14 protein-coding genes are annotated in these 16,999 nt (G+C 71.1%); 4 read left to right on the top strand and 10 right to left on the bottom strand.

Going from position 1 to position 16,999, the window contains the following annotated elements:
* Positions 1-191: 191 nt before the first annotated feature.
* Positions 192-2,111: an ABC transporter ATP-binding protein gene (locus tag EES43_RS29935; protein ID WP_241192587.1), complete on the top strand. Its 1,920-nt coding sequence runs from the start codon at positions 192-194 to the stop codon at positions 2,109-2,111.
* Positions 2,112-2,192: 81 nt separating this feature from the next.
* The gene (locus tag EES43_RS29930) at positions 2,193-3,227 is read left to right on the top strand and encodes a bifunctional GNAT family N-acetyltransferase/NUDIX hydrolase (RefSeq protein ID WP_124271679.1); all 1,035 of its coding nucleotides are present in this window, start codon (positions 2,193-2,195) and stop codon (positions 3,225-3,227) included.
* A 105-nt stretch (positions 3,228-3,332) separates the two neighbouring features.
* On the opposite strand, the gene EES43_RS29925 is transcribed toward EES43_RS29930, so the two are convergent.
* The 9 genes from EES43_RS29925 to EES43_RS29885 form a co-directional block, all read right to left on the bottom strand.
* Positions 3,333-3,869, bottom strand: coding sequence for an SRPBCC family protein (locus tag EES43_RS29925; RefSeq protein WP_241192586.1), 537 nt, complete (start codon positions 3,867-3,869; stop codon positions 3,333-3,335).
* Positions 3,870-3,907: 38 nt separating this feature from the next.
* Positions 3,908-4,873, bottom strand: a complete 966-nt coding sequence (locus EES43_RS29920) for a sterol desaturase family protein (protein WP_124271677.1) — start codon at positions 4,871-4,873, stop codon at positions 3,908-3,910.
* A 934-nt stretch (positions 4,874-5,807) separates the two neighbouring features.
* Positions 5,808-6,692 (bottom strand): SIS domain-containing protein, encoded by an 885-nt coding sequence (locus EES43_RS29915; RefSeq protein ID WP_124271676.1) that lies wholly within the window; start codon positions 6,690-6,692, stop codon positions 5,808-5,810.
* 26 nt (positions 6,693-6,718) lie between these two features.
* Entirely contained in the window at positions 6,719-8,029 is a 1,311-nt protein-coding gene (locus tag EES43_RS29910) for an alpha-glucosidase/alpha-galactosidase (protein WP_124271675.1), read from the bottom strand.
* The gene (locus EES43_RS29905; RefSeq protein ID WP_124271674.1) at positions 8,026-8,982 is read right to left on the bottom strand and encodes a carbohydrate kinase family protein; all 957 of its coding nucleotides are present in this window, start codon (positions 8,980-8,982) and stop codon (positions 8,026-8,028) included. The genes EES43_RS29910 and EES43_RS29905 overlap by 4 nt, the downstream gene beginning before the upstream one ends.
* 44 nt (positions 8,983-9,026) lie before the next feature.
* Positions 9,027-9,941 (bottom strand): carbohydrate ABC transporter permease, encoded by a 915-nt coding sequence (locus tag EES43_RS29900; RefSeq protein ID WP_124271673.1) that lies wholly within the window; start codon positions 9,939-9,941, stop codon positions 9,027-9,029.
* The gene (locus tag EES43_RS29895) at positions 9,938-10,888 is read right to left on the bottom strand and encodes a carbohydrate ABC transporter permease (protein ID WP_124271672.1); all 951 of its coding nucleotides are present in this window, start codon (positions 10,886-10,888) and stop codon (positions 9,938-9,940) included. The genes EES43_RS29900 and EES43_RS29895 overlap by 4 nt, the downstream gene beginning before the upstream one ends.
* Positions 10,889-10,898: 10 nt before the next feature.
* Positions 10,899-12,230, bottom strand: a complete 1,332-nt coding sequence (locus EES43_RS29890; RefSeq protein WP_124271671.1) for an ABC transporter substrate-binding protein — start codon at positions 12,228-12,230, stop codon at positions 10,899-10,901.
* A 300-nt stretch (positions 12,231-12,530) separates the two neighbouring features.
* Positions 12,531-12,818, bottom strand: coding sequence for a hypothetical protein (locus tag EES43_RS29885; RefSeq protein ID WP_124271670.1), 288 nt, complete (start codon positions 12,816-12,818; stop codon positions 12,531-12,533).
* A gap of 396 nt (positions 12,819-13,214) precedes the next feature.
* Between EES43_RS29885 and EES43_RS29880 the strand changes: the two genes are divergently transcribed.
* Both EES43_RS29880 and EES43_RS29875 read left to right on the top strand, forming a co-directional pair.
* A complete protein-coding gene (locus tag EES43_RS29880; RefSeq protein WP_241192585.1) occupies positions 13,215-14,012 on the top strand; it encodes a DeoR/GlpR family DNA-binding transcription regulator in 798 nt (265 codons plus the stop codon).
* 430 nt (positions 14,013-14,442) lie between these two features.
* Positions 14,443-15,261 (top strand): endo alpha-1,4 polygalactosaminidase, encoded by an 819-nt coding sequence (locus EES43_RS29875; protein WP_124271669.1) that lies wholly within the window; start codon positions 14,443-14,445, stop codon positions 15,259-15,261.
* 212 nt (positions 15,262-15,473) lie between these two features.
* Here the strand turns inward: EES43_RS29875 and EES43_RS29870 are convergent, their stop codons facing one another.
* The gene (locus tag EES43_RS29870) at positions 15,474-16,916 is read right to left on the bottom strand and encodes a WGR domain-containing protein (RefSeq protein WP_124271668.1); all 1,443 of its coding nucleotides are present in this window, start codon (positions 16,914-16,916) and stop codon (positions 15,474-15,476) included.
* Positions 16,917-16,999 lie beyond the last annotated feature (83 nt).

Raw genomic sequence — 16,999 nt, 5'->3', positions numbered from 1 at the left:
TGCGCGACGACGTACCGCGCCGATCTCGACGGCTGCGGCAACGGCTGCGGCTCCGCGCCGGCGGACAGCTGGCGTACGGCATGAGTGAAGCCGCCGACGCCTCCACCGCTGGAGCCACGTCCACGGGTACCACGTCCGCAGGCGCCGTTCCGGGTCCGCGGACCGCCCCGCTGCCGCCACCGCCCTCCTTCGTGACCGCGGGGCCTCAGGACGACAACCTGACCGACGAGCTGGAAGAGGCCTACTGGTCGCTGCACGACGGGGCCGCCGCCAGTGCCACCGTCGGCCAGGTCCTCGGCCGACTCCCCCGGATCACCGCCCTGATCGGGCGGCTCGCGTGGCGGGCCGATCGCCGCGCGACTCTGTGCGTCATCGTGTTCCAGCTGGCCTCCGCCGCGATGAGCGCCCTCGGTCTGATCGCCGGAGTCGCCGTGCTCCAGCATCTGTTCGCGCAGGGCCCCACTCCCGACCGGGTGCGCGCCGCTCTCCCGCAACTCCTGCTCCTTGTGGGCCTCCTGGGCGCACGGGCCCTCCTGGAGTCCGGTGTCGCGGTCGCCCAGGCCCGCGTCACACCGAAGATCCGCACTGCCCTGGAGTGCGACTTCCTCCATCTGACCGCGCACGTACGACTGGAAGCGGTCGAGGACGCCGACTGGCACGACGAAGTCCACCGCGCCAACGACCGCGGGCTGTTCTACGCTCGGCAGATCGTCGGCCAGGTCGTCTCCCTGGCCTCCGCCGTGCTCGCGCTCGCCGGAACGGCCGGTGTGCTCGGCGTCCTCCATCCGGCCCTCCTGCCCCTGCTCCTGCTGTCCGTGCTGCCCGTCGGTCTCGCGGCCGTCCGCAGCGCCCGGGCGCGGTTCGCGTCCTTCAAGCGGTGGAACGCGTTGCAGCGCCGCGTACGGGTCTTCTCGTGGCTGCTGCTCGACGTCGACGCCGCCGCGGAACTGCGCTCCGACACCGTCCAGGGAGCCTTGCTCGACGAACACCGGCGCTTGACTCTCAAAATCGCCGATGAGGACACCCGGCTGGGCGTGCAGGCGGCGCTGCTCCACCTGGCGGGCCGTGCCGTCGGCGGCCTCGGCACCGGCGTCACCTATGCCGCGCTGGCCGGGATGCTGATCGCCGGATGGCTTCCGCTCGCCGCGGGCGCGGGTGCGGTCCTCGCCATCCAGTCCGGACAGGCCGCGCTCACCCGGCTCGTCGAGGTCGCGCACCTCGTGTACGAGCACGCCCTGTGGGTGTCCGATCTCCTGGCGGTCCAGGAACGGAGCCGCCGGCTCCTCCCCGGCCGGGCCGGACCGGAGGCCCCCTCGACCGTGCGGACGATCACGGTGGACGACGTCCGCTTCACCTACCCCGGCAGGGACGCACCTGCGCTCGACGGCGTCAGCATGTGCTTGACGGCCGGGCAGAAGATCGCCTTCGTCGGCCTGAACGGCTCCGGCAAGTCGACGTGCGCCAAGCTGTTGGCCGGTCTGTACGAGCCGCAGCGGGGCAGTGTGCGCTGGGACGGCGTCGACGTGTGCGAGATGGACGCCCAGTCGCTGCACCGGCAGGTCGCCTGCGTGCTCCAGGAACCCGTGCGCTTCCCGTTCAGCGCCCTGTCGAACATCACCGCCGCCACCGGCACGCTCACCCGGGCCGACCCCGAACGCGTCCTGGCCGCGGCGCGGGCTTCGGGCGCCGACGGCGTCGTCGCGTCGCTGCCCAACGGATGGGAGACGCTGCTGTCCAAGCGTTTCAAGGGCGGTCAGGAACTGTCCGGCGGGCAGTGGGCGAAGGTGGCGGTGGCCCGCGGCCTGTACAAGAACGCACCGCTGCTGCTCCTCGACGAGCCGACCGCGAGCATGGACCCGCCCTCCGAACACGCCGTGTACGAAGCCGTGCTGCGCGGACGCCTGCGCGAGGACCAGATCACGGTGCTGATCTCCCACCGGCTCGCCAGCGTCGTGGACTGCGACACCATCTACGTCTTCGACGACGGCCGCATCACCGAGTCCGGCTCCCACGAGGAGCTGATGGCGCTCGGCGGAGCGTACGCCGTGATGTTCCGCCTCCAGGCCGCCGGCTACCAGACCCGTGCGGGGGGCTCGGAGACGGTCACCTGACCACCGCGCCCCCGCCGTCATCCGCCTCGCACCCCGCACCTCGCACCTCGCACCTCGCACCTCGCAGACAGGAGAAGCCTGATGACCCGCGACACGGCAACCATCGCCGCAGTGGGCCCGAAGATCGACACCGGACGTCCGACGGTCCGCGCGGCCACGTCGGCCGATGCCGAAGGCATCACACGACTGCGCTCCGAACACGTCCTCTCCGCGCCCATGACCGACCCGTGGATCCAGCAGTGCGCCATCGAGCTCGCGCCCCGGTTGACCCCGGCGGGAGACGCGCGGGCCTTCGTCATCGACGCGCCGGACGGCGAGCTGGCCGCCTGCGCCCTCGCGCTGATCCAGCCCGTGCTGCCCGCGCCGACCTACCCCCGGGGCCTCGCCGCTCGTGTGCACGTCGTCGCCACCCATCCGGCCGTCCGACGCCGCGGTTATGCCCGCGCGGTGGTCTCCGCACTGCTCGACCATCTCTCCCGGGTCGAGCACGTCACGCTGTACGAGGTCCACGCCGGCGCCGAAGCAGCGCCGCTCTACCGGGAGTTCGGCTTCACGGGCAGTGCGGAGTCGATGCGGATGACGCGCCTCGAAGAGCCGTCCGCCCCGTGCGGGCAGCGAAGCAGCTCCGCCCGAACCGAGCACTACGCCGAGACGGTCCTCAAGGCCACGGCCTGGGCGTGCGTCTACTTCACCGACGAGGACGACCGCCCGCTGCAACTGCACTCCGTCTACTCCCCCGCGCACCCCTGGCAACTGGTGGGCGGGACCATGGACCCCGGCGAGCGGCCCTGGGAGACGGCCGTACGCGAGTGCCAGGAGGAGACCGGCCTCACGCCGGTCGGGCCGCCCCGACTCCTGGCCGCCGTCTACGGGTTGCCCGGCGGCGGGTGGCCGTACAGCACGCTCGGCTGCGTCTTCGACGGTGGCCGCCTCACCGCGGCGCAGATCCGCGGTATCGTCCTGCGCCCGGACGAACACGACGAGGTGCGCGTCCTGCCGCTGACCGAATGGGAGGCACTGATGCCGCCCGAGGATCTCACCCGCCTGAACGCCGTGGCCGAGGCCCGCCGAACCGGCGCAGCGGCGTACGTCGACTGGGACTGGGCTACCGAGTGAGCGGCGGCATCATCACGTCGGCCGCGGTCTGAGCGAGCACCGGTCCGGCCGGGCCCATGGGAGTGGCCATGAGGCGCCCGGCGGCCGGGCCGGGCGCCGATGCCGTCATTCCGCCTCCGGCACGGCTTCCAGTGAACGCTTCAGGCGGCCGAGCGTCGTGATCATGCCTGATCGGTTCGCGCGTACCCGCTCCTGCGGTGACGTACCGGCGATCGCGGCACCCAGAAGGTCGGCGGCCCGTCCACGACCGCCTCGGCGAAGATCGCGCCAGTACTGAGTGACGTGCGTGGATTCTGAGTCGGCTCCGGCGGGGTCCGACCGTGCCGGGGTCAGACGGAACCCCCAGGTGGCGATGGGCAGCCCGGCGACCGAGACACGGAAGGCGAACTCCCCGGGGGCGTCCGAGACGGTCACCCGGCAGAAGGTGAACCAGCGTCGGGCCCCGTTGCGGTTGAATCCGATGAAGGAAGGGCGCGGCCCCTTCCTCCCCCGGTAGACCAGGACCCCGACGCACTCGGGGCTCCACTCCCGCATGCGGCGTACGTCACTGATCGCCGCGTACACCTGGTCGGGCGGGGCTTCGACGACGACGGACTCGCTCAGCTCCCACGACCGCGAGGCAACGTCACCCTGTGCGGACACGACACCGCCTTGCGCGGGCTTGGTCGTCCGCCGCCCTCTCATCGACCCGCTTCGTTGGCAGTCGGCTCGCAGGCGCACGGAGTGCCGGTGGTCGAGCCTGAGCAGCAAGCGGCGGAGAGCACGCTCTGCGGGGCGGCGGGTCCGGGGTCCAGAAGGGCGAGCCGGGCGCTCGCCGCGTGCTCCGGCTGCCAGCCGGGTCGGCCCACGAGATGACGGACCCGGTCCTGCCACCGTGTCGCTCGGGCCAGGTCACGCCCGATGGCGGCGTATTCGTGGGAGACGACGCGCAGCGGGTTGTAGGTGTCGATGTTCTTGGTGAGCCCGTACACGGGGCGTTCCGTCTCCTCGGCCCACGTCCCGAAGACGCGGTCCCAGACCATGAGGATTCCGCCGAAGTTCCGATCCAGGTAGCCGCCTTGCGAGGCATGGTGCACGCGATGGTTGGAGGGAGTGTTGATGACCCCTTCGACGAAGCGCGGCAGCTTGCCGATGCGGTCGGTGTGCAGCCAGAACTGGGTCAGCATGTTGATTCCGCCGCAGAGAAGGATCGCCCAGGGCGGTACGCCGGCCAGGGCGAGCGGGATGTAGAAGATCTGCGAGGTGAGACCCGTCCAGGGCTGTCGGACCGCGGTGGCCAAGTTGTAGTTGACGCTGGAGTGGTGCACCACGTGACTGGCCCACAGCACGCGTACGAGGTGGTGCTCGCGGTGCATCCAGTAGTAGCAGAAGTCCTGAGCCAGCAGGATCAGGGGAAAGGTCACCCAGGTGACCTCGATGCGCAGGGGCGTCAGCTCGTACAGGCCCATGAAGACGGCGAGGGCGATCGCCTTGTACAGGATGTCCACGACGCCCGCGCCCGCGCCCACGGTGAGGCTCGTCGCCGTGTCGCGGATTCCGTAACCGCTGGCGTTCTCGTCGGGGTGAAGCCGGTAGTAGACGATCTCCAGAATGATCAGCAATACGAAGGCCGGTGCGGACAAGGCCAGCAGGGACGTGGTTTCCATCAGGACCTCCTGTCGGAGCGCTGTGCTCCGACAGGAGTATCGGAGTGCGATGCTCCGATAGGCAAGGGGTAGGACGTCACGAAGAAGCGCCGAACCCGAAACGACCTGGGGGATGCCCGCGGTCCACAGACCTAGGGATGGTTCCTGGCCCGTCTCCGCGGTGGGACTGGTTTGCTGGAACCAGACAGCAAGAGGGTGCCCGGTGCGGAGAGCGCCGGACGGTCCGTGACATGACGAACGTGCACGGCTGGGAGGCAACCGCTCGCTCGGCCCGAAAAGCCGACGGTAACCAGTCCGAGAGTAGACCCGACCAGCACAGTCTTCGCTCTCCCGTTTCCCCGGCGCTGATGCGCCGATGCCGGTCAGGGCTGTGTCCCTCCCTCTTGCGGAACTTCCTCCGTACGCGCGCCTCACGCCCCGACTCTCGCCCCGGCCTGCCTCCGGGCGCTGAGACCGCCGCCTTGCGGTTGCTGCGGCGTTCGTCCGGAATCATCCTGGTGACGAGGCTGGACCCGCGAATGGCCGCGAATGGCGATGTGCCGGGGCGGCCTGCGGTCTCTGGTGACTGGCCGCGTGGCGGCACCCTCACCGGGCGGCTTCCGGCGAGGGTGCCGCCGGTCACGGCAAGGGGACCGCGTACCGAGAACCCGGGGCGGACCGCCCTTCGGAGCTGGAGAACACGATGAGGTACAGGATCAAGCGCTACGTCGTTCACTTCGTCCACCTGGTGGACCGCCATCCCTGGGCGCAGAGCGCCCGGCGCGATCAGTCCGTGTAGGAGGCGTCGCCCGTCGTGACGACGCCTTTCCGTACGGCCTGGCGCTGCGGGATGGGGATCGGCTACCGCCCCCGGCGTGCGGGACAGTGCCCGAGGGCGCCGTGTCGGTCGGACCGGGCTCCTGGGTGTCCGGTCCGGCCGGCACGGCAGCCCTGGTCAGCCGGTCGGGCTGAGGATCACCGAGCGCTTCAGGTGTTCCGGGCGGTCCGGGTCGCGGCCCGCCTTATCGGCGAGGGCTAGGGCCAGGCGCTGGACGACGACCAGTTCGGCCAGCGGGTCCAGTTCCGGCAGGCGAAGGTGGGCTCCGGTGGCCGCGATCTGGTCGGCGAGCGAGGCGTCCAGGGGGGCCAGGCTCCATACCGCCCGGCCTTCGCCGGCGACCGCGATGGGGCCGTGCCGGTACTCCATCGCCGCGTAGGACTCGGTCCAGTGACCGGCTGCCTCGCGCACCTTGAGCGCGGCTTCGTGGGCCACGCCCACGCTCCAGTCCGAGCCGAGGAAGGTGATCTGCTCGGCTTCGAGCAGGGCGGCGGGCAGGGGGACCGTCAGCGCCTTCGTCACGTCGGTGAGCGCCTGGGCCACGGGGAGTCCGAGATGTGCGCGCAGCAGGAGGAGTTCGGCGGTGGGGAAGCGGGTCTGCACCACGGACCGCTCGTCCGCGTAGTCGAGGCGGATGACGGCGTGCGAGGCGGCTGCGGCCGGGGAGTCCCCGACCGCGGTGATGGTGGTGATGGCCGCGCTGCCGGCCCGGCCCAGCGCTTCGACGATCTCGGTGGTGGTGCCCGACCGGGTGAGGGCGAGGATGCGGTCGTAGCGTCGGCCGAGCCTGGCCTCGGAGGCCGCGTAGACGTCGGTGACGCCGTGCCCGGCGTTCTCGCGGAGCCTGGCGTACGCCTGGCCCATGAAGAGCGAGGTGCCGCAGCCGATGACGGCGACGCGTTCGCCGGCTGCGGGCAACGACGCCGCGTGGGCGGGCAGTTCGTCCAGAACCCGCTGCCAGATGGCGGGCTGGGACTCGATTTCGGTACGGGTGTGGGACATGGTTCTCCGTGGCTGGGATGGGTGGCTCAGGTGCTGAGGGTGGCGCGCAGGCCGGGCTGCAGGCGGGTGCCGTGGGCCCGCACCATGTCGTCGCAGAGCTCCCAGATCTGTTCGACGCGCAGCGTGGCCGCGGTGGCGGCGTCCGTCATGGCCGCGTGCCGGATGTGGCGCGGCTCGTCCTCCAGAGCGGCGCGCACCACGAGGTCGTTCATGCTCAGGTAGGTGCGGTTGAGTGCGGCGAGTTGCGGGGGGATGTTCCCGATGCGCGTCGGCTGCACGCCGGATCCGTCGACCAGGCAGGGCACTTCGACCGTGCCGGTGAAGGGCAGGTTCTCGATCAGTCCGTTGTTGGCGACGTTGCCGTAGACGGTCCTGGGGGTGCCGGTGACGATGCTGTGGATGATCTGCGGGGCGTACTCCATCGTGCCCTCGACCTCCACCGGGCCGCCCGCGGCGAGCGCGGCGCGCGTCCTCTCGTACTCGGCGACGTTCTCGTCGACGATGTCCAGGTACGAGCCGATCGGGAGCCGCAGCCGCTCGACCTCGCTCGCGTGGCCCAGGTACCAGGGGACGTACTCGGAGGAGTGCTCGCTGGTCTCCGTCGGGTAGTAGCCGAGCCTGCGGTACATGTCGACGCGGACCCGGCGCCGCAGTTGTGCGTCGTCGGCGATCAGGGCGTCCAGGCGCGGGTAGAGGTTCTCGCCCTGGTGCTCGAACTGGAGCACCCATGCCTGGTGGTTGACTCCGGCGGCGCGGTAGGTGACCTCCTCGAAGGGCACGCCGACGAGTTCGCAGAGGTCGTGCATGGTCCAGTGGACCGAGTGGCACAGTCCGACGACCCGGGTCAGCCCCGTCGCCTGGCGCAGGTACTGGGTGTTCATGGCCATGGGGTTGGTGTAGTTCAGCAGCCACGCGTCGGGGCATTCGGCGGCCATGTCGGCGCCGAGTTCCTTGAGGAACGGGAAGGTGCGCAGCGCGCGGAAGATGCCGCCGATGCCCAGGGTGTCGCCGATGGTCTGCCGTACGCCGTGGCGGGCGGGCACCTCGAAGTCGGTGCGGGTCGCCTCGCCCATGCCGATCTGCACGATGTTGATGACGAAGTCCGCGCCGGTGAGGGCTTCGCGGCGCTCCGCGTGCGCGGTGATGTGCGGGGCGGCCCCGAGCCGGTCGGCGATGTACGCGGCGGCTGCCTGCGCGGTGGCGAGGCGTTCGTCGTCGATGTCGTGCAGGGCGATGTGGGCCGAGCCGAGTTCCGGGAAGGCGAAGAGGTCGGCGAGCAGCCCCTGGGTGAAGACGACGCTTCCGGCGCCGATGAAAGCGATCTTGGTTCGGGTCATGATGGGCTGGCTCCGATTCGGGTGAGATGGGCGAGCGCCTCGTCCCAGGTGGGCTGGGCGTCGGTGCCGCCGCCGGCCCTGGTGGACAGGGCGCCGCACACGGCTGCTGTCTCCAGTGCCTGCTGGAAGGTGCGGCCGGCGAGCCGGGCCGCGATGAAGCCGGCGTTGAAGCTGTCGCCGGCGCCGACGGTGTCCCGCACCGTCACGTGCAGGGCGTCGGCGGTGAACAGGGAGCTGCCGTCGTGGCCCACGGCTCCGTCCGCGCCGTTCTTGACCGCGACGAGGGTTCCCCGCGCGGCGAGGAGCGCAGCGGCCTGCTCGACGGATCGGCCCGCTTCGGGGCCGGCCAGCCGGCCGGCCTCGTAGGCGTTGGGCAGGAGGACGTCGATCCGCTCCAGTACGGGTTCCAGCAGCGCGCGGTCCCACCGGTCGGACGGGTCGTCGTTGGTGTCGAGCGACGTGGTCGCCCCGGCCGCGGCGGCGGCGTCGAGGAGTGCGGGCAGATCGGCGGCGAGCCGGGGCATGAGGAAGAAGGAGGCGAAGTGGACGTGGCGGGCGGAGGCCAGCAGGCTGTGCGGGACGTCCTGGCCGGTGGTGGCCGCGAGGGTGCCGGGGGCGGTGAGGATGGCCCGGTCCGCGCCCCGGGTGACGACGGCGGTGAGCGGGGTGGGCAGGGTGTCGTCGAGGCGCAGGGCGGTGACGTCGACGCCTCGTTCGCGCAGGCGCTCGCGGACGTAGCGACCTGCGTCGTCGTTGCCGACGCGACCCGCGAAGGCGACGTTCAGCCCGAGTCCGGCGGCTCCGCAGGCGGTGATCGCCGCGGATCCCCCGAGGGTCAGCGCGCCGCTTCCGACGAGCTGTTCACGTTGTCCGAAGGCGAGTGGTCCGGTGAGTGGACCGACGATGACATCGGGGTTGGCGTCCCCGACGACGAGCAGGTCGAAGGTGGGCATGGCAGGGCTTTCTGAGAGTGAGCGGGACGGGACGGCGGCGGGCTTCAGCCCTTGAGCCCGCTGGAGGTGATGGACCGGATGAAGGTCTTCTGGGCGGCGAGGAACGCCAGGAGCACGGGGAGCACGGTGAGGACGTTGCCGGCCATGACGGCCGACCACTGGATGTGGTGCTGCCCCTGGAAGGTGGTCAGGCCCAACTGCAGTGTGTAGCCCGCCTCCTGGTGGATCGCGATCAGCGGCCAGGAGAGGTCGTTCCAGGTGGTGAGGAACGTCAGCACGGCGACGGTGCTGAGCGCCGGCCGTGACAGCGGCAGGACCACGCGGAGCAGGACCCGCAGCCGGCCGCAGCCGTCGATCCACGCCGCCTCCTCCAGCTCCCTCGGCAGGGAGAGGAAGAACTGCCGCAGGAGGAAGACGGCGAAGGGTGTGACGAGCGAGGGCACGATGAGCGCGCCGAGCGAGTCGATGAGGCCGAGTTCCTTCATCACGATGAAGGTGGGGATCATCGTCAGCTGGAAGGGGATGACCATCGTCGCCAGCATGAGGACGAGCAGGGCCCGCGATCCGCCGAACCGCATCCGGGCGAAGGCGTAGCCGCCGAGCGATCCGAAGACCAGGTTGGAGGCGACCGCGACGGCGGAGACGATGGTGGAGTTCATGAACCATCGCGGGAACATGGCGTTGCCGATGACGAATTCGTATCCGCCCAGGTCGATTCCGGAGGGCCACAGGGCGGGTGGGAACCGGTTGATCTCGGCGTTGGTCATGACCGAGCTGAGTACGAGCCAGATCAGGGGCGCCGCGAACAGCAGGGCGAGCGGGGCCAGCAGCAGGTGCCACGGGCTGAACGGCAGCAGCGGGCGGCGCGGCCGGTTGGTCGCGGGCGGCGTCGGGGCGGCCTGCGGGGTCTTCGTCACCGTGGGGTCCGGAGCCGGCCGGCCCGGCGCGCGAACGGTCATGTCGTGGCTCCTTCGAGGCGGCGGACGGCACGGCGGCGGAACAGTCGGAGCACCCCGCCGATCGCGAAGAGGCCGACGGCCAGGACGTAGGCCGCCGCGGCCCCGTATCCGGCGGTGAAGTTCTTGAATGCCTGTTCCCAGATGAAGTAGACGATGAGGGTGGTGGATCCGAGCGGCCCGCCCTTGGTGGTCACGTACACGAGGTCGAACACCTGAAGGGCGTTGATGGTCTGCCACAGGACGAGGAAGGCGCTCACCGGCGCGATGGTGGGCAGGGTGACGTGGCGCAGTTGGTGCCTGCGCGCCGCACCGTCGAGGGTGGCCGCTTCGATCAGCTCCTGCGGTACGTCCTGCAGTGCGGCGAGGTAGATGACCACGCAGAATCCGGAGCCGCTCCACAGGGAGACGGCGACAAGGGTCAGGAGTGCTTGGCCGGGGTCGGAGAGGAAGCCCTGCGGTGAGATGCCGAAGCGGTGCAGGACGGAGTTGGCCGCCCCGAACTGCGGGTCGAGGATGAAGGAGAAGAGGACGCCCTGGGCCGTGGCGGAGACGACGAAGGGGACGAAGAAGAGCGTGCGGTACAGGCCGGCGAAGCGGATGCGGCGGTTGAGCACGAGCGCGAGCGCCAGGCCCACGCCGATGCTCAGCGGGACGTACAGGGCGGTGTAGAGGAGGGTGTTGCGGACCGCCTGGGTGAACTCGGGATCGTTCGAGAGCTGGCGGTAGTTGTCGAGTCCGATCCATGTGGAGGGGGCGACGAGGTCGGCCGACTGGAAGGAGAGGAGCAGCGACCATACGAGGGGGACGACGCTCAGTCCGAGGATGACCAGGACGGCCGGGGAGACGAACAGCCAGGCGGTCGACGCCTCGCGGCGGCGCGTGCGGGACAGCGGAGTGCGTTCCTTGCGCGGGCCGGCCACGGTGAGGGGTTTGGGCAGGTTGGGCATCAGGTGCTCCTCAACGTGACTTGGCCAGGGCGGCGTTGGCCTTGTCGGCGCACGCGCGGAGGGCGTTCTCCGGGGTGCTCCTGCCGAGCAGCACGGAAATGACCGCCTCGCCGAAGGCCTTCGATATCTGCGGGTAGGACGGGTCGACCGGCCGTACCCGTGCCGTCTCCAGCGCGGCGGTGAACACCGCCAGGCCCGGCACCTGCTCGGTGTGCTCGATCCACTGCGGCTGCTTCTCCATGGTCCGGCTCAGCGGGAGGCTGCCCGCCTCGACGTCCCAGAGCACGTTCTGCTCGGGCTCCATGAGCCAGCTGATGAGCGTGCGGGCGGCCTTCAGCCGGGCCGGGCCGTTGTCGAAGACGGCCCAGGTGTCGGGCCCGGAAATGGTCACCGAGGAGCCCTTGAAGGAGGGGAGCCGGACGACGTGGTAGTCGACCTTCGCCTGGCGGATGTCGGGAAGCTGCCACGGTCCGGTGACGACCATGCCCATCCGGCCGGACGCGAACACCTGGTACATCTGCTCGCCGCCGGGCTTGGGGTCGACGTAGACGCTCTCGTCCTCCACCAGCGTCCGGACGACCTCCAGGGCGCGCACGCCCGGTTCCCCGGCGAAACCGATCTCACGCTTCCGCGGGGCTATGACGTCGCCGCCGAGTTCCCAGATCAGCGGCCACATGCGCCACACGGTGTCCTCGTCGCCGGCGCCCGGCCAGCCGGTGCCGAAGGTGCTGCTGCCGGTGTCGGTCAGCTTCTTCGCGGTGTCGGTGAACTCCTGCCAGCTCCATCCGTCCTCGGGCAGCGGCACTCCGGCGTCGTCGAAGACCTTCTTGTTGCAGACCACGGCCAGGGAGTCGAGCAGGGCGGGTGCGGCCCGGACCTTGCCGTCGACGGTGACGGCGTCCCGCGCGGCGGGCCAGTACTGCTTCCAGGGGGTGTCGCCCCGGTCGCGGAGGTGGTCCGTCAGGTCCACCAGCTTGGGGCTCCGCGCGATGCTGGCGAGGTCGGAGCCGAAGATGTAGGCGATGTCGGGGACGGAGTCGGAGGCGAGTCCGGCGGTCACCTTCTGGAGCATGGCGTCCGCGATCACACCGCCGCCCATGCCGACCCGGATCTTGGGGTGGGTCGCCTCGAAGTCCGCCACCAGTCTCTTGATCGCCGCGAGGGCCGAGTCGGCCTGGCCGTGCCACAGGTCGACGCGGACCGTGCCGTCGGCGGACATCCCGTCGTCGGCGCCGCACCCGGACAGCGCCGCCCCGGCGGCGGCGGTGAGGGCGATCGCTCCACCGCCGCGCAGCACCCCGCGGCGGGTGGGTGCGCCGGGCATGCGGTCGACTGCGTTCATGTCTGCCTCCAGAAGTGCGGATACGGGGTGAGGACGGCGCCGCCCCCGTGCGGCGCGCCTGCCGTCGCCGGCCCGTCGGGCGGGCAGCGCGGCGAGGAGAGGTGACCCGGTCGGGTCGGGTCCCGGACCGGTGTCCCGGGGAGTGAGGCGACGGGCCGGTCGGGGCCCGAAGTTCATGAGCTCAGCCGCACGGGTGCGGAGGCGGCGACGGCGAGGGGGCCGCGCTGCGGGGGCGGGGCCGGCGGGGTGTCCGGTGGGGTGTCCGGTGGGGGACGCCCGGGTGCCGCCGTCACCCCGGGGTTACGGGAGCGTGCTCGGTGCGGCGGGTCCCGGTCCGCGTGCCACGCCGCTGATCCGGGGCGGCGGGGCCGTGACGGCCTCGGGACGGCCGCGACGGTCCGGGCCCGCCGCCGGGTGCGGTGCGTGAGCGGTCGCCGCTGCGTCCCGTCCCGCGGATCCGGCCGGTCCGGGCCGGACGGGGAGCACGGCTGCGGCGGAGCGTGACGTGCGGAAGCCGGCGATCAGCACCGCGGCGACGCTCGTGACGGCGACCAGGACGATTCCCGAGTGAACGCGTTGCAGGCTCATGGAATGAGCTCCATCGTGCGCGGATACATCCCCGCCTCGGTCACTCACGCTCGACCTGGCGACTTGGTCCGGGCTCACGACGGGAAACGGCGTCTACCGGCTGGGTGTATCTCTGGTGCCGGGTTCTCAACCCCGGCTTGCAACGGAGTAAACCGAGCAGAGTCAGTCGCGTCAAGTGCTTGAAACTGCTCATTTCCTGTCGGACCCTGGTGGCTCAATCGCGTCACTCGGTGACCGGGACCCTCAGCAGTCGAACACGTACGAGCCGTGGAGCCGGTACGTTGTCGCTCGCGCCGGGGAGTCCGGATGCCCGACGAAGCCCTGGGTGGGCTTCCTTCGGGGCAGGCCAAGGAAGGGGCGGGTCCAGTGTCGCCAGAAGGCTCCAATTCGGCCGGCGTGAGCGGCGACGGCGATCGCCGGATGCTGAGGGCCGAGCGCCATACGCGCATCATCAAGCACATCACGTCACAGGGCGGCGCGGACGTCGTCGAACTGTCCGACCTGCTCCAGGTGTCGGCGGCCACGGTCCGGCGCGACCTGCAGTTCCTCGACGACCGCCGGGTACTGCGGCGCACCCACGGCGGAGCGGTGATGGTCGACGACGGCATGGAAGTGCCGCTGCTGCGCCGGGTGGACCGTGCCCGTGCGGAGAAGCGCGCGATCGCCGAGGCCGCGGTGCGGCTGATCCCCTCGGGAGCGGTCGTGGGGCTGACGGGCGGCAGCACCACCGCCGAGGTGGCCCGCCTCCTCGCCGAGCGCGGCCCTCTCACCATCGTGACCAACGCGGTGAACATAGCCGCCGAGATGGTGCCCTTCTCCGACGTGTCACTCGTCGTCATCGGGGGCCACGCCCGCAGCAGGACCTACGAGTTGGTCGGTCCGGGTGCGGAGAGGGCGCTGGCCGACTACCACACCGACGTGACGGTGCTGGGGGTCGACGGCATCAGCGCGGCCCACGGGTGCACGACCCACGACCAGTTGGAGGCGACGACCAACCGGGCCTTCGTCGCCGGCAGCGAGGGCGTGGTGGTCGTCGCCGACCACACCAAGGTCGGCCGCACCACCTTCGCGCGCATCTGCTCGACCCGCGAGCTGCGGCACCTGGTCACCGACGCCGGCGCCGACGGCCCCGCGCTCGAGGCGATCGCCGCCACGGGAGTGGCCGTCACCGCGGTTCAGCCCCAGCAGCGCTGAGGCGGAGCCGCGGCTCGTACGGCCCGCCTCCGGAGGCGGCAGCCCGTCGTGCGGAGCGGGCCGGGGCACGCGGGCTGCCGAAAAGGAGCGTCATGCGCGCAGTGTGGGCTCCCGACCGTGAGAACTCCGTGAGGCCGACGGCGAGGTGCGGCGTCTCGCTCCCGCTTCAGGTCCCCCTGCGCGCCGAACCCGCTCCCCTTGCTCGCATCTGTTCGATGAATGCGGGAAACGAATAACTGCGAGCATCAACCGAGCTCTTGACGCGACGAGTGGCGCTCGGTTTACTCCCTGGAGCGCCGAGGTCGGAAGCACCTCGCGCAAGAGGTACGCCCAGCCGGTAAGCGGTCCCGCCGCGCAGCCCGGCCCGAGTCGCCAGGCCGTCAACCGAGCCGAGGCGGGGTCGTACCCCCCACATCACGGAGCTCACCGTATGAGTCTTGTGAAGCGATTCCGCACCACGGCGGCCCTCCTCGCGGGCGTCGCCGCCACCACCCTGGCCCTTCCCGCCGGCGCCGAGGCGGCGGCGTTCACCCCGCCACCGGTCAAGGCCGGGTTCGACTACCAGATCGGCGGGGCGTACAAGCCTCCCGCCGGCGTGAGCGTCGTCAGCCGCGACTGGAAGGCCGCACCGGCCTCCGGCCTGTACAACATCTGTTATGTCAACGCCTTCCAGACGCAGCGGATCGGCGACACGGACGGCCCGGCGGACTGGGACCAGAACCTGCTGCTGAAGGACGGCAACGGCAACACGGTCATCGACCCGGCGTGGGACGAGGCGATCCTCGACATCACCACCTCGGCCAAGCGCCAGGGCATCGCCAACAAGATCAAGGGCCAGATCGACACCTGCGCGTCCAAGGGCTTCAAGGCCCTGGAGCTCGACAACTACGACACGTTCACGCGCGACGTGGTCGGCGGAAAGATCACGGCGTCCCACGCCCAGGAGTACATCCGGATCCTCTCCTCCTACGGGCACCAGAAGGGCCTGGCCGTAGGCCAGAAGAACACCGTCGAGCTGGCGGCGAACCGTGCCGCGAACGGGCTCGACTTCCTCATCGCGGAGGACTGCGGGGCCTGGAAGGAGTGCGGGAAGTACGTCTCGGCCTTCGGCGACAACGTCATCTTCATCGAGTACACCAACGGCGGCATGGCGGAGGCGTGCAAGTACGGCAACCGCGTGAGCGTGGTGCAGCGCGACGACAACGTCACCCCGGCGGGCTCGCCCGGCTACGTCCGCAAGACCTGCTGAGCCCTCTCCCGCAGGCGGCGTGAGGTCGGCGGACCGCCTCCTCCCCGGCAGGTGATGCGCCACCACCGTCGCCGCGGCCGGGGGCCCGGACGCGTCGTTTCCCCCCGACGCGTCCGGGCCCTCGGCCTGTCCGGGCCCCGCCCGGCCGTGCCGCTCCCTCGCCGGCCGAGTCCGCCGAGCGGACGCCTTCCCCCGCGCCTGCCGCACCGGTCTCAGAGCAGGCGGCGGATGTCACCGCGGACCCGGTAGAAGCCGCCGGCCGCCGGATGCAGGGCGTCGACGACGTAACGTACGCCGGGCTCCCGTATCGCGCGGGGGAACTGGACGTTCCACGAGGCGTCGTAGCCGCCGGACACCACGTGGACCCGCAGGCGACCGCCGTCCTGGACGCACTCCACGACGATCGCGCCCGCGGGCGCCCGCGGCAGGGTGGCGACCGCCGCCGAACCGGTGGCCGGAGCGTACGTCGGCAGCGCCGCGGCGAGCTTGACGTCCCGCGCCGCCGGGACCGTGCCCTGCTGTGCTGCGGAGACGGCCGTCTCGCTCGCGTCGACGCACACCAGCGAGCCGTCCGTGGTCACCAGGTAGAGCCGGCCGTCGCGGTACTGCATCGACAGCGCCGAGCCGCCTCCGGTGCCGAGCTTCCACAGACGCGTCCCGTCCCGGTCGAAGCAGTAGACCGACGACGACGCGTCACCGGCGAACACGAAACGCCCGCCGGGCGAGGTGGCGCACGCGTACACCGCGCTGTCGCAGGCGTACGTCGCCTCGATCGCGCCGCTGTCCTTCGCCAGCCGCTGGACCACGCGGTGCGCGGTGCCCGCGTACACGGCGTCGTCCTCCTGCCAGCCGAACAGCACGCCGCCGCGCGTCGGGGTGTGCCACAACTCGCCGCCGCCGTCGGGGGCGTAGGCGGTGACACCCCGGTGGTGGCCGTGGTAGACGGCCCGGTCGTCGGCGCGGACCATCCAGGCGTGCTCGCCCCGCCCGCCGCGCGCCCACTGGTGCTCGTCCTCGTGGTCGATGACGGTGAGCCGTCCGGCGCGGTCCGAGACGTTCAGAACACCCTCGTGGATGTCGAGCCAGAAGATGTCGACGTCGGCCGCGATGTCGTACGCGGCGAACGGCAGCTTCGAGGAGAGGTCGTAGACCTTGCCGTCGTCGCAGCCCGCGTAGATCCAGAAATCGTCCGCCACCAGGCACTTCACGCCGTCCGGCAGGGTGAAGCGGGCGAGGACGCCGCCTTCGTGGTCCAGGGTGTAGACGTCGCCCGCCTGGTTGCCGACCCAGCAGCGCTCGTCGTCGACGTGGATGCCGAACGCCGAGGAGCCCGTGCGGAACCGCCACAGCACCGGCGCGACGGCACGCGCCGTGGAGGGAGTCGAGGTCACCTGCCGCCTGCTCACCGTCCTCGGAGCGCGCTGCCCGGGGACGGCCGGGGCGTAGCCCTTGCGGACCTTCTCACCGATCTTCTTGGCGGCGGCGCTCCGCGCCTTCGCGGCGGATGCGAACGTCGAGGTCTGCGTCTGCCCGCCCGCGCCGATCCGGCCGTACCGCACGGTCACCGCCAGTCCGTCGACGGACACCTCGTAGAACTTGTGCGCACCGGCGCCTTCCTGCGACAGCTCCAGATACGTCGTGGACTCTGCGGACACGGCAGTCCCCTCCCCGGACCGGACCTGCGCGGTTCCAGCAGGTCTCACTGGGCAGAACCCTAGAAGACGCCACTGACAACGCC

This window comes from Streptomyces sp. ADI96-02 (assembly GCF_003846185.1).
Taxonomy (GTDB): Bacteria; Actinomycetota; Actinomycetes; order Streptomycetales; family Streptomycetaceae; genus Streptomyces.
Note: the sequence above shows the minus strand (reverse complement) of the source record. Positions and strands in the feature narration are given on the sequence as shown.